This window comes from Streptomyces sp. ISL-11 (genome assembly GCF_018614525.1).
In the GTDB taxonomy this organism is placed as follows: Bacteria; Actinomycetota; Actinomycetes; order Streptomycetales; family Streptomycetaceae; genus Streptomyces.
Window position 1 is genome coordinate 1 of record NZ_JAGGOL010000173.1, and the last position, 12,707, is coordinate 12,707.

Here is a 12,707-nt window from a genome sequence, read left to right on the forward strand (position 1 = left end):
GTGAGGTGGCGGCGTGGCGGGAGTGACGGGCGGGTGCCTGCCCGGTACTGCACGGCCTGTGGTGAACGGCTTCGGACGGGTGCCGGCCCGCGGGACCGGTTCTGCTCGGCGGTGTGTCGCTCCAGGCAGTGGCATCAGGCCCGGCGGGTACGGGCGAGGGTGGCCGCGTTGCGAGACGCTCGGGACGCTGCGGAGTGTCCGTCGTGCGGGACCCGGTGGACGCCGGGGGTGGAGCATCCGGCCGGGACGGTCTACTGCTCGGCCAAGTGCCGCACGAGGGCTTGGCGGCGGCGACAGGAAGGGTTCGGAACAGCGTCACAGTGACGCCGATCCGAACGCTCATTTTGGCGAGTTCCCGCCGGTTCTGACCGAGTTGACACCGAGGGTTGTTGACGACCTCGCGGAGGTGGACGCTCCGGAAGAAGCAAGGGGCCGCGGATTCCCTTGCGGCCCTTGGTGCCGCGCCCGGCCCCGCGAGGGGTGTGATCACCTTGTCCGAAAACATCGGTCAGGTCACCCGGAAGCGTTACGAAGAGATCGTCGCCGCTGACCGCCGACTCGTCGCCCAGATGGGGCGGGCGATGTTCATGATCGGCGACCACGCGCTGGAGATCGAGCCGATGCGCCGCACGGCGGCTCGGTGGTGCACGAGGACGAGCTGTTCGGCGTCCGCGCGTCGCTCCAGATCTACGCCGACGACATCGGGTTATCGCTGAGCACGGTGCTGAACTACCGGTTCGCCTCCCACCGCTGGCCCGCCGCCCGGCGCCGGGAAGGCGTCTCCCACAAAGTTCACACGATCCTGGCGTCGATCCAGGACGAGACCGAGCGGTTCGAGGCGATCGGCGCCCCGCCGGTCGACGACGTGACCGGGACACGGCGGTGGACGACGAACCTGGCCAAGAAGCGCGTCGGTCGTCGGCCGGACCGGCCGGGGACGGTCCAGGAGAAGGTCGACCGCGTCCACGACCTGGCCGTGGACGAGGACGTCGCGGTCCGGGTGGCGGCGGATGTGCTGCGGCGCCCGGCGATCGCGGCCCGCCTGATGGACGACACGGCCGTGCGCCAGGCGGTCGCCGACGCGCAGAAGCCCGAGCACCGCGCCGAGGCGGTTCAGCGCCTGGTGCACGATGACACCGCTGCGGCGAAGGTTGTGAGCGATGTGCTGCGGCGGCCGGAGGTCGCCGCGCGGGTCGCGGCCGATGATTATCCGGACTACGACCTGGCGGCATGAGTGGGCGCCCATTTCTGAACCATCTGAACCAGCAGTACGAGACAATACGGCGCGAGGCCGCAGGTGCGCGGTGTTGGGGGGACAGGAATGCTCTCGAATGTGCTGTCTGTCACCGCGCTGGTCGTCTCAGCGGTGACGTTCGCCGTGGGTTACCGGGCGTCCCACAAGGCTGAGCGGCGTCACCGACCGCGACGCCGCGAAGGAAGTCCTCTTCCGCCTGCACCTGATGCACCCGGAGATCGCGACAGTCTGGGCCGACTCCAACTACGCGGGCAAGCTCGTCGGCTGGGCCAAGGAACGGATGGACATCACCCTCAAGACCGTCCGCCGTCCGCCGAACACGGCCGGCTTCGTGGTCCTGCCCCGCCGCTGGGTGGTCGAACGTTCTCTGTCGTGGATCATGCGGGCCCGTCGGCACTGCCGGGACCACGAGCGGCTGCCGCAGGTCAGCGAGTCGCTCATCACCTGGGCGTCCATCACGCTGATGACCCGCCGCCTCACCCGCAAACCCGCCCGGAAGACGGCGCCGCTCGTCCCCGTGGTCATGCCGGCCACGGCCTGACCAACATCAGCCTCGTCGTCGTCCCGCCGACGATCCCTGACACTTCCGCAGAGCCGGGACCCCGGCCGGCGCAAAAAGCCCCGTGTTCTGACCATTACAGGGTCCCAGGCCCGTTTCTGGCCCGTGAATGCCAAGCATCGTCGACGTCTACTAATCGACCACGACAGCGCCGGAACTCAGGATTGGCACATTCGTCAAGGCCTGTGAAGCCAAGGTGTCGAGGAGCTGGATGGGATTTTCGAGGATGATGAACGCGCCATCCCTCGCCGCCGCGTGAGCGGGGGAGGCCAGGGTGATCGTCCCGAGAGCGAGTGCGATGCTCACTGCTGCTGCCGTCGTGATGCGGCGAAGCGGCGCCATAGTGGTGTCCTCCCGAGGAGTGTGGCAGCGCACGCCCGCACAACACCGACGAACACTGCTTGCCGATCGGAAGCTGCCCTCCAATCAGATCATCAATACTCCGTATCCCCCGTGTGAGGTACGCCCGAGCTCGTCGCCGCAAGCCACCGACCTCGAAAACAGGCACTCAGAGGTCGTTTTCATCGATGAAATCCGTTTGATCCCAACTCACCCCAGTGCCCAGAGGCGAGTTCTGGGGTGCTGGCACACCAACGTGATTAGTGAGACTCGCCGGGAGCCCGTAGTGCCAGCCTCATCCCCGGAAGCCTGTCTCACTCCAAGGAGTGCCCCTATCGGCGAATACTCCCGCCCTGTCGCGCACGAACCCGAAACGTGAGAGGCATAAGTGCAGCTCTGAGGCGTGCGAAGCGATGTAAACCAGATGAAAACGACCTCTCACCGAGGACCGACGCCGCGACATCGTCCGCAGGACGAAGGACGGCCTGCACTCCGCCCGCGCCCGCCCCGAGTCGGCGGCCGGCGCCCCGTCGTGGACGCCGACAAACGACGCGTGATCCTCGCCCGCCGCACCGAAAGCCAGTCGATCCGCGAAAACGCCGCCGGAGTCGGCGTTTCAGCCGGCGTCGTACACAAGACCCTCAACCTCAGCGACAGCATGACGGCTAATACTCTGCACCTGGGTCAGGGATAGGAGTTCAGGGCCGATCTGTGCGGTTGAGGTGTTCTTCGACGACGCCCGAGTTCCAGGGCAGGGCGAGGCCGGCGATGACGGCGTCGCGGTCGATACCAACAGCGAGGGTGTGAAGGCTGGGCAGGTTGTCCTTCCGGGCGGCATCGAGCCACTGCGGCAGCCGTTCGCCCTGTCGGTATCGTTCTGTCGTGATTGTTTCTGCGCAGCGACCGCTGCTGTTTCTCGATGTCGACGGACCACTCATCCCATTCGGTGCGGCGACGCAGCAGTACCCGACCTTTGCGACAGGTCTTGAGCCGCTTGAAGCCGGCGCCAATCCGCTCCTGACCAGGATCAATCCCGAGCACGGGCCCCGGCTGACGGCGCTCCCGTGCGAGGTGGTCTGGGCCACGACATGGATGACTGACGCGAACGAGTGCATATCTCCTCGTATCGGTCTGCCGCAGCTGAACGTGGTGATCTGGCCAGAGCCGTCCGACACCGATGACCAGGACGAACGCGAGGGACTGCACTGGAAGACCCGCGCACTCGTCGCATGGGCGGCGGGGCGCCCGTTCGTCTGGGTGGACGACGAGGTCACCGACGCTGATCGAGCCTGGGTCGGGGCCCACCACCGGGGACACGCGTTGCTCCACCGCGTCGATCCCCGCCTCGGTCTCACCGATGGTGACTATGCGGCTCTCGACTTGTGGCTGCGACAGCCGTTCTGACTCTCGGCGGGAGAAAGAGATGTCGGCGCCGCGAGAACAGCCCAACCACGGTACGTGGGGGGCGGCGCGTCGCCTGCGTAAAGGCGGCGGGCCGTGGCGGGGTCCGGATCAGCCGTGAAGCCCTGCGGCGCTTCTCGCCAGCCGCCGGATCTCCTTCCAGCGCACACAGACCTGGAAGGAGTCTCCGGATCCGGACTTCGACGCCAAGCCCGACCGCCCGACCGCCCGCATCGAGTATGCGATCAAAGAGCGGCGACCCTCGGTTGGACGCAGCCGCGCCTTCGCAGCTCGTCTGCGGCCGACCGCTGGACTTGGCTGGTGATCGCCGCCCACACCCAGCTGAGACTGGCCCAGCCGCTGGCGACCGCACCGAAACCCAGTCGCCCGGGTCCCGGTCGGCCGCCGGGATCGAAGAACCGCCACCCGGCCACCCGTCATGACGTGGGACGAGTCCTCGCCACCGGCCAGGCCCACAGCCGCCCCACCCACCACAAGGTGGGCACCACACCACGTCGACAGGCGGCAGCCATGCAGTTCAGCCAGGGGAGAGTCTCTTCGCCATGACGTGTTCTCTCCGCCCATCAGGCAGCTCGTCGCCGAGTTGTCCGGTGTCCTCGAAACCGTGCCGACGGTACAGCGCGAGCGCGTGCTCGTTGCCGGGCGTGACTGCGAGCTGCACGATCTCCGCCTGCCTTTCCACGGCCCACTGCACAACGCTCTGGACCAGGTGATTCCCCACGCCTTCCCCACGTGCCTCCTGGCTGACCCACATGGAGATCAGTTCGACGACGCCTTCACGAGACCCTGGGATGCCGCTGGCCATGCCGACCGGCTTGCCATCGAGTACGGCGAGGAAATTGCACGAGCCGGGGATGCTCAGCCGGTCCCGCCATCGCTCCTCCCGGTCACCATCCCCCTGCCAGTCGGCGAGCTTCGATCCGAACGCATACGGAGCCTGGGCAAGCGCGGCTAGCCTCAACTCACGCCACCTGGGCCAGTCATCCGCTGCCAGTACCTGCGACTCGATCATGCAAGGAGGCTGTCCCAGGACGGGGCCAGCAGCAACCCATATTCGACCGGCGCACCGGGGCCCAAGGTTGAAAGACAAGCTGAGCGACTACATCTGCCCCTGGTACACCCTGATTTCGACCGGCTTGAGTGTGCGGATCGTTGTCCAGGCTGCCCGCTCAGTCAGCCCTTGGGCCCAACCTTCGAGATCGTCTCCGGCACCGTGGAAGAACCACGAGTCGAAGCTTCCCAGGGCTTCCAGGGCAGGTGCGAGTCCGTATCGAAGCTCGCAGTGGACCTGCATGTAATGGTCGTGATCACCGTCGCTGTCGGAGATCTCGAACTGCCGGGTGAGGTCCAGCGTGAACGTCGAAGGACCGTCGAAGGAGTAGGTCCCGTACTGGAACAGAAGGCCGTCAGCGTCGGGGGCATCCGCGACGTCGAACAGCCGTCGGCCGAAACGAAGGAAGGCAAACCAGGCCTCTTCCGTGTCCACATCGGCAAGCGCGCCGCCCGGACGCCAGTTCGCCCCCAAGCACTGCCACGGCCTCGTCCATTGATGGTCTCCGCGTCATGCCGTCCTCCTCTTCCACCACAGCGAGGCTCAGCGTATTCAACCCGGCGAATGGCCGTTCATGACGGACCGTCCATGCTGGTCCGGTGCCCAAGGGGCAGCGGACCAGCCAAGCCGATGATGGTTCCGTTGAAAGTGAGGCGGCCGACAATAGCCGTGCAGAGGCGGGCCGTCCTCGAACCCACACCGGCCAAGGAGGCTTCCGGTTCGCAGTGGCCAAACGGTCACCGGTTCGCCGCCCGCATCCGGGCCACACGCACCGCCGTTCACTCCGCCCTCCTGTCGTGACGCCGAGTTGTCACCCCGCAGCTGTTGAGTCAGAACCAGAATTGCCGAGAAACGTCCCGGGATGGTTCAACGGCCTCGGCCCACCCAGACAAGTGTGGCCATATCATGGCGACTTATGATCACCGTGGCGACCTGGAATGTCCTGCACCGCACCCACGCGGAAAACTGGGGTGAAGACACGACAGGAAACTGGCCGGACGAATCGGAGCGGATCGCCGCGGTCACGGCCCGGTTGGCGGGACGCGCTGAACAGGTCGTCGCCCTGCAGGAAGTGAGCGGTGACCAACTGGCCGGCTTGCGTCGCGCCATACCCGACCGCTCGGTCCACGCTCTGTGGTATCCGCGTGTCCCGCGACCACGCCACGGAAAGTGCTCACTCGAAGATCCGAGCGAGTATCTCGCGCTCCTGGTGAACGGGCCGGCTCAGCAGCTGGCCGCTGAAGCCTTCGACGATGATCCCGGCAAGGGGCTGCTCGCCGTCCGGATCGACGGGGCACTCGTGGTCAATGCTCACGTGAGCTTTGGTCAACGGCAGCCGCGTCAGCTGGCTCGCCTGGCAGAGCTGGCCGCCACGTCGACAGAGCCGGTGATTTTGCTCGGTGACTTCAATTCCGACCGCGCCACCGTGGCTGCCGGCCTCGGCCCGGGGTTCACCGTCGTGGATCTCCCGCCGGGCGCTCTGCCAACCCGGCCGGGCGGGCCGGGGATTCCGTCCCAGACCATCGACCACGTGGTCGTGCGCGGCGGCGGGACCAGCGGCGCGGTGGTCGAAGACGCCTATGGCCTGTCGGACCACAACATCCTGTGTGTGAACGTGACGGTCTGAGCGGCTCCGTGGCCACTGGTCGTCGGCCGTTGTCGATACGCGCAGGAGCGTGGCGAGTCGGGATCCAAGCCCGCCTCAGGCTGAGGTGGTTCGCGGCGCGCGTGGGAGGTACCGCCGTTCAGCAGCGACGCCTCGACCTGCGACGTCGTCTCTTACGGCAGTTCGTGCTCGTTCGGCCGGCCTTGTCGTATGTCTGGCTCCCGGACCGGCTGAGGATGCCTGACCTCCGTCGGATTGGGGCGTCGCCGACGGAGGTCAGGCTTCCTCAGGGCGGAGGCCGACAGCGGGCCGACGATCGCGAAACGCTGGCGACGATCGCTCCGTAGCCATATCCGGCTGTAACTCGAACATCGAACATGCCGTTCGCGAACATCCAAGTCTCCGCCGGCACCTCACCACGGAGCAGGAACAGCGCATCATCACCCGCCCTACCGGCCTGCGCCGAGCCGGGTCGATGCAGCCGGATGGCTCAGCTCGCGACCCGGGTGGCGCAGACCTAGGCTGGTGATATTGCCCTGGCCCTCGGACGACAGGAGGCCATGCCGTGAAGCCGACCCGCATTCGTCTGCGCCGGGCCTGCGCGGCCGCTGCTGCCGCCGGGTTGCTCATCGCCCCGGCCGTCGCGGGCTCCGCGTACGGGTCGACTGCCCCGGCGCAGTCCGTCGCCGCAGACCCCTCCCCGGACACCGACACGGACTTCCCGCGGCTCACTCCGGCCGTCGCGGCGAAACTGGACACAGCCGTACGCCAGACCATGCGCGAGGCGCAGGTGCCGGGCGTGATCGTGGGGCTGTGGGCCCCCGGCAAGGGAAGCTACGTGAGGGCCTTCGGCGTGGCGGACAAGGCGACCGGCGCGCCCATGGAGACCGGCTTCAACACGCGCATCGGCAGCCAGACCAAGACGTTCACGGTCACCGCCCTCCTCCAACTGGTCGACCAGGGCAAGGTCGGCCTGGACGACGCCATAGGCACGTACATCGCCGGCGTTCCGAACGGGGACCGCATCACCCTGCGTGAGCTGGCCGGGATGCGCAGCGGGCTCTTCAACTACAGCGAGGACGAGGACTTCGACAAGGCGCTCATCTCTGATCCCAAGCGCCCCTTCCAGCCGCAGGAGTTGCTCGATTACTCCTTCAAGCACTCGGTGCAGTTCGCGCCGGGCGAGAAGTTCGAGTACTCCAACACCAACCTGATCCTGCTCGGTCTGGTGGTGGAGAAGGTCACCGGCCGGCCGCTCCACGAGGTCGTCGAACGGGACGTCCTGAAGCCGGCCGGTCTGCGCCACACGCTCTTCCCCACCGGCGCGGAGTTCCCCGCCCCGCACGCGCAGGGGTACACCGACCAGTCGGCCTCAGGCGAGATCGTGGACGCGACCGACTGGGACCCGTCCTGGGCCTGGGCCGCAGGAGCGATGATCTCCGACCTTCAGGATCTGCGCAGCTGGGCACGGACCCTCGCCACGGGCGCGCTGCTGACGCCCGCGACGCAGGCCGAGCGCCTGAAGACCACCTCGATCGGCGTTCCCGGCGCCGGCTACGGGCTGGGCATCTTCGACGTTCAGGGCTGGATCGGCCACAACGGCTCGCTCCCGGGCTACGAGAGCCTGGGCGTCTACTTGCCGCAGGCGAAGGCGACCATGGTCGTCATCCTCAACACCGATGTCCTGCACGACGGCCAGGAGCCCAGCACCCTCTTCGGCGAGGCGATCACTCGCATCGTGACCCCCGACCACGTGTACCCCCGGCCACCAACCGCCCGTGCCCACGAGCGGCTGACGGGTCGGTGGGACGCCGCGTACGAGCGGCTCCAGCCTTCACGGTCGCGTACGGAGCCACGCCGATCCGCCGGTCCTCGATCCCCCATGGCCCCACACCCAAGACTTTCCCCCAGGTCGCGGACCATCGGGCAGACAGGCCCCCGGCGCCGAACGAGCCGGTGATGGCTGAATCCAGAGCCTCGAAGCCGCCCGGAACACGGCCATGGCAGTCACGGCAACCCCGCGAGCTCGGGAAAACCGACGTTCCGGTTTCTTTCTACTCCCAAACGTGGACACTCCACCGCTGAGCGACACACTCCCTCGCGCCAGAGCGCTCCGCCCACTCTTGACAAACAGGCTAGCCGGTTTGTTACCGTCCGAGACGTCAGGCGGCATCAACGGCAAGCACATCACCGCTGGTCACCGGGGCCTCCGACAGGCGTGCGCTCGCGCCGAGCGAAGGCCGGTTCTTCCACCGAGGAGCCGGCCCGGGCACACACACGAGGGGGAATCGTGGACACCTATATCCGCACCGCGTCCGGGCATGGAGCCGGAACGCTCGAAGCCGTCGTAGGGGAAGGCTTCACAGCGGCCTTGCGGGACGGCCTCAACCGCTCCTTGCCCGCTTGGCGCACACCAAGCACGCACCCGCACACACATGCCCACACCACCGGCGTGGACCGCGACACCGCGGCACGCACCAGGCCCGGCACCGCGACAGGCAGTACGACGACCACCACCCGAGCCGGAGCAACCGCCTCTGACGCCGCCGCCAGTGCCGGCTCCGGCATCCGCATTCCCGCCCAGCGCCGGCCCGTCGACGGGCCTCCTCCCGCCCCACCGCTCGACACGGAGGCCGTACTGCGCCGGTTCGCCACCGCCTGGCGCATCACCCAGCGCCCCTACAGCGCGCCGAGCGCCGATGCCACGCGGAACCCGGAAGGCAGTGGCGGCGCGGCGAGTCTCCCGGACGGGAGCGTGGCGCTCACCGAACCCCCTCACCTGTCACTGCGCACCTACGTCCTCACCCGCGCCCGGCTCACCCTGACCGGCGTTCTTCACCACCCCGCTCCGCCCACCCCCGCGCACACCCACGCCTGGGACACCGCCCGCCGCCTCCTCCTCGAATGCGCCCTCGCCGAAGCCTGGGAGAACGCACCCGACCCCGCCACCGCCGCTCGCCGCGCCGCGCGTGTCGCGCATACCCTCACCACCCCGCCCCCTACCAACTACCAACTCCCCTACCCCAGCCACGAAGCCGAAGAGCTCTGGTACGAACAGCGCCGCCTCGCCCGCGAACTTCACGACCAGATCACGGCGCCCCTCACCCAAGCCCTACGCCACCTTGAGCCGGGCACACCCGATGAGGACCCGAACCGGGTCGGGGACACAGAAGGGGACACAGAGGAGAAGACGGAAGGAAAGGCGGAAGGGAGGACGGCCGCGGCCACCGGCCTGAGCCGCGCACAAGACCTCATCCAAGAGGCTCTCCACGCCAGCCGGGCTCTCACGCACAATTTCAACCAGCACACCACTCTCCCGCCCCTCGCCGAAGCCCTCCGAGCCTTCGTCACCCACACCGCGCCTCCCCACATCACCACCACCATCGCCACGACGGGAAACGAACAGCTCCTCTCCGGCGCCGCGCGCCGTGAGCTCTTCCTCGCCATTCGCGAAACCCTCCACAATTGCTTCGAGCACGCCGGCACCGACCGCATCACCATCACTACGCGCACCACTCGGCGTTGGGCCCACGCACGCATCGAAGACCACGGCCAGGGCTTCACCCCCACGACGCCCCTCGCTCCGCACCATCAAGGTCTGCGCGCCGTCACCGAGCGCATCCAGGACATCGGCGGCCGCCTCACCATCGATGCCGCGCCCCTTGAGGGAACCCGCACCGACATTCACATCCCTCTCACCCTCCACACCGCTGCCTGATTCCCGGCGCGGTCGGATCGGTGCACATGCCGCCCCAGACCCCAACACGGTTCGCCACAAGGCGGGCCGCACGAGGTCAGGCGGACAGGCCACAAAGCTCCATCACGTGCTGGTCGCGCGGATCCTCGGCCGGCCTGCCGGCCACTGCCGCCGCCTCAAGGGGCCCTGACTCAAGCCGCAATGCCTCCGCACCGCGATCCCCGCAGCGACGTCGCCACCTTGGGCCCTTCCTTCACAGTCGCCGCCGGCCCATCTCCGCACTCGGCGCCCCCACGGCCACCGGCGCCAACAACCCTTGAATCCCCCACCACTTGAAAACAAAACCGGATAGTACGTATCTTATCGGCAAACCCCCCACGCTAGGACTCCGCGCACGCTCGCCCGACCAGCAAGGGAAAAACCTGTCATGACCCAGACTCTGCTTCACCACGCGGCCGAGCTCGGCCCCAGCCTCGCCGGCATCGACACCAGCATCAGCGGCGCCTTCGTCACAGACGCCCCCGCCGCCCCGCAGCTCACCCGGGTCCCCAAAGAGCTCGTCCATCTTCGTCACGACGACGCCGTTCTCTGCACCGGTTGGCAGCGCCACGACGCCCACCACTACACCGTGACCGCCCACTGGCCCCCCGGCGCCACGAGGCACGTCCCGGGCCACGGCACCCACCACGACCCCGTGATCACCGCCCGGACCATACGTCAGGCCGCGCTGCTCATCGCTCACGCCGAGTTCGATGCCCCGCTGCAACACCCCACGCTTCTTCACACGTTCGACTACACCCTTGATCCCACCCAGCCCGCGCCCCCCGTCACCCACGCCACTGACATCACTCTTCACCTCACGGCTACGCCCACCGCGACCCGACGCAACCAGACCACCGCTCTCCACATCCGTATGACCCTCGCCCGGAACGACGTGCCCATCGGCACCGCCGAAACCACCTTCGAATGGGTTCCCCCGATGGTCTACCGCCGCCTCCGCGGCGACTACTACGCCCCGGTCACCCAGCAGCAACCCCTCCCCGCACCCGTTCCGCCCCACCGCCTCGGCCTCACCTCCCGGGCCCAGGTCCTCATCTCCCCCACCTCACAGCCCCACCGCTATCTCCTGCGGAACGACATCGCCAATCCCACCCACTACGACCACCCCCTCGATCACGTGCCCGGCCTGGCCCTCCTCGACGCCGCCCATCAAGCAGCCCACCTCGCCGCTCCCTCCGCGGTCCCCTTCCGCCCCACCGGTACGCGCACCACCTTCGACCGTTTCATCGAGATCAACGAGCCCACGCAGCTGGCTGCTTACGTCACTTCAACGCTTGAAGCCACCACCATTACTGTTACCGGGCATCAGAACGATCACCTTGCGTTCACCACGCACCTCACCCAGCACCCTGGCGCTCTCGCCGAGTTCGACATGGCCACGTACGCCGACTCCAACGCCGACGCCGCCGATCACAGCGGCACATACTGAGCCGCTCCTCACGGACAGCCGGTATGCCGCGTCACGGTCGGAAGCCGCGGGAAGTCCCCGTCAGGCAGGGAGTGCGTTGCGTTGTCCGGGTGAGCGGCCCGAGGCCACCGCCCTCACATAGTCGTCCAGTGTGCGCCGCGGCTCCCAACCCTGTTCCCGTGCCCTCGTCACGTCCAGTACGACGGGGTGGGCGAGCTGGTCGAGGGCGTACCGGGTGAGGGTGGGCTCGGGCGCCGTGGGAAGGCGGGACAGCGTCTCCATGGCCCTTGCCGCCGCCGTAGCCGGCCCGAGGGGCAGGTGCCGGACGCGCACCCGGACACCGTGGGCGCCCAGCACGCGCCGGACGGCGTCGTCGCGCCCGTACGGAACGGCGTCCGCGATGTTGTACGCGCCCGGCGTCCAGCCGCCGGCCGCGAGGCAGGCGTCGGTGAGGTTCTCGACGGCCGTCAGGCTCAGTCGTACGTCCGGGCCGGGGAGCAGCAGCGTCCCGGCGCGGACCCGGTCGCGGAGGCGTGGCAGCAGGTGGGGGTCGCCGGGGCCGTAGACGGCGCGCGGCCGCAGGACGACCGCACCCGCCGCCAGTGCGAGCCGCTCGCCGGCGGCCTTGGTGCGGCCGTAGGCGTTGAGTTGCCGGGCGACGGGATGGTCCTCGCGTATGCGGCCGCGGTCCGTGTGGGGGTCGTAGACGCTGGCGCTGCTCACCCAGACGACCGGGCGGCCCCGGGCGGCTTCGAGGAGGCGGGTGGTGCCGTCGACGTTGACCGCCCGCATCCGGGCCTCGGCCCGGGAACCCGGTGCGGGGTCGCCCACAGCCGCCGCGCAGTGGATCACCACGTCCGCGCCCGCGAGGTCGGGGAGGTGCCGTGCCGCGTCCCATGGCACGTGCCGGCCCGTCGGCCCCGGCCTGCGCCCCACGCAGATGACGTCCATTCCGGCGGCGGCGGCCGAGGCGGCGATGTGGGAGCCGCAGAAGCCACCGGCGCCGGTCACCGCGACCCGTATCGACGGCTTCACGGACTCTCCTGGGGGCGGATGACGAGGGTGCGCCAGCCCGGCAGTGCTGCCCGGCGGTCGGCCCGGGCCCGTACGACGACGGGCCGGTGCGGTGCCAGGGCGGCGAGGGTGTCGGCGAGCTGGGCGCGGGCCAGCCTGGCGCCGGGGCAGGCGTGCGGGCCGGCTCCGAACACCAGCTGCGCCACTGCCGCGGGGGCGGGGCGCCGGCAGTCGGGGGTCGTCGCTGTGCGCGCCGACGGCGTGGCGGGCGACGAGCGCGAGCCGGTCGCCGGTGC

At 68.7% G+C, this 12,707-nt stretch carries 11 protein-coding genes and 4 pseudogenes; 10 read left to right on the forward strand and 5 right to left on the reverse strand.

Translation table 11 applies throughout. The features are described from left to right. The first annotated feature begins 640 nt into the window (after positions 1-640). Positions 641-1,234 (forward strand): DUF6192 family protein, encoded by a 594-nt coding sequence (locus J7E86_RS27915; RefSeq protein ID WP_215085502.1) that lies wholly within the window; start codon positions 641-643, stop codon positions 1,232-1,234. A 184-nt stretch (positions 1,235-1,418) separates the two neighbouring features. After that, positions 1,419-1,787, forward strand: a pseudogene (locus J7E86_RS27920) (transposase); the annotation flags it as partial. A gap of 159 nt (positions 1,788-1,946) precedes the next feature. On the opposite strand, the gene J7E86_RS27925 reads toward J7E86_RS27920, so the two are convergent. Continuing rightward, on the reverse strand, positions 1,947-2,120 hold the full coding sequence (locus J7E86_RS27925; protein ID WP_215085504.1) for a hypothetical protein: 174 nt from the start codon (positions 2,118-2,120) through the stop codon (positions 1,947-1,949). Between the two features lie 586 nt (positions 2,121-2,706). On the opposite strand from J7E86_RS27925, the gene J7E86_RS27930 reads away from it, so the two are divergent. The 4 genes and pseudogenes from J7E86_RS27930 to J7E86_RS31440 form a co-directional block, all read left to right on the forward strand. Then, positions 2,707-2,847: a hypothetical protein gene (locus tag J7E86_RS27930; RefSeq protein WP_215085506.1), complete on the forward strand. Its 141-nt coding sequence runs from the start codon at positions 2,707-2,709 to the stop codon at positions 2,845-2,847. A gap of 188 nt (positions 2,848-3,035) precedes the next feature. Beyond that, positions 3,036-3,557 (forward strand): HAD domain-containing protein, encoded by a 522-nt coding sequence (locus tag J7E86_RS27935; protein ID WP_215085508.1) that lies wholly within the window; start codon positions 3,036-3,038, stop codon positions 3,555-3,557. Positions 3,558-3,658: 101 nt separating this feature from the next. After that, positions 3,659-3,771, forward strand: a pseudogene (locus J7E86_RS31435) (IS630 family transposase); the annotation flags it as partial. 41 nt (positions 3,772-3,812) lie between these two features. Continuing rightward, positions 3,813-4,121 (forward strand): annotated as a pseudogene (locus J7E86_RS31440) (hypothetical protein); the annotation flags it as partial. On the opposite strand, the gene J7E86_RS27940 reads toward J7E86_RS31440, so the two are convergent. Together J7E86_RS27940 and J7E86_RS31445 are read right to left on the reverse strand one after the other, a co-directional pair. Then, complete coding sequence (locus tag J7E86_RS27940) at positions 4,093-4,587, reverse strand: GNAT family N-acetyltransferase (protein WP_215085510.1); 495 nt, start codon at positions 4,585-4,587, stop codon at positions 4,093-4,095. The pseudogene J7E86_RS31440 and the gene J7E86_RS27940 sit on opposite strands and share 29 nt — an antisense overlap. 87 nt (positions 4,588-4,674) lie before the next feature. After that, the gene (locus tag J7E86_RS31445; protein WP_251019790.1) at positions 4,675-5,061 is read right to left on the reverse strand and encodes a hypothetical protein; all 387 of its coding nucleotides are present in this window, start codon (positions 5,059-5,061) and stop codon (positions 4,675-4,677) included. A 481-nt stretch (positions 5,062-5,542) separates the two neighbouring features. Between J7E86_RS31445 and J7E86_RS27950 the strand changes: the two genes are divergently transcribed. The 4 genes from J7E86_RS27950 to J7E86_RS27965 all read left to right on the forward strand — a co-directional run bounded on the left by J7E86_RS27950 (position 5,543) and on the right by J7E86_RS27965 (position 11,418). Beyond that, positions 5,543-6,253, forward strand: coding sequence for an endonuclease/exonuclease/phosphatase family protein (locus tag J7E86_RS27950; protein ID WP_215085512.1), 711 nt, complete (start codon positions 5,543-5,545; stop codon positions 6,251-6,253). A 544-nt stretch (positions 6,254-6,797) separates the two neighbouring features. Next, on the forward strand, positions 6,798-8,192 hold the full coding sequence (locus tag J7E86_RS27955; RefSeq protein WP_308312753.1) for a serine hydrolase domain-containing protein: 1,395 nt from the start codon (positions 6,798-6,800) through the stop codon (positions 8,190-8,192). A 492-nt stretch (positions 8,193-8,684) separates the two neighbouring features. Then, complete coding sequence (locus tag J7E86_RS27960) at positions 8,685-9,950, forward strand: sensor histidine kinase (RefSeq protein ID WP_215085514.1); 1,266 nt, start codon at positions 8,685-8,687, stop codon at positions 9,948-9,950. Between the two features lie 406 nt (positions 9,951-10,356). Beyond that, positions 10,357-11,418 (forward strand): ScbA/BarX family gamma-butyrolactone biosynthesis protein, encoded by a 1,062-nt coding sequence (locus tag J7E86_RS27965; RefSeq protein ID WP_215085516.1) that lies wholly within the window; start codon positions 10,357-10,359, stop codon positions 11,416-11,418. Between the two features lie 60 nt (positions 11,419-11,478). Here the strand turns inward: J7E86_RS27965 and J7E86_RS27970 are convergent, their stop codons facing one another. Beyond that, the gene (locus tag J7E86_RS27970) at positions 11,479-12,432 is read right to left on the reverse strand and encodes an NAD(P)-dependent oxidoreductase (protein WP_215085518.1); all 954 of its coding nucleotides are present in this window, start codon (positions 12,430-12,432) and stop codon (positions 11,479-11,481) included. After that, positions 12,429-12,707, reverse strand: a pseudogene (locus J7E86_RS27975) (hypothetical protein); the annotation flags it as partial. The pseudogene J7E86_RS27975 and the gene J7E86_RS27970, both read right to left, overlap by 4 nt.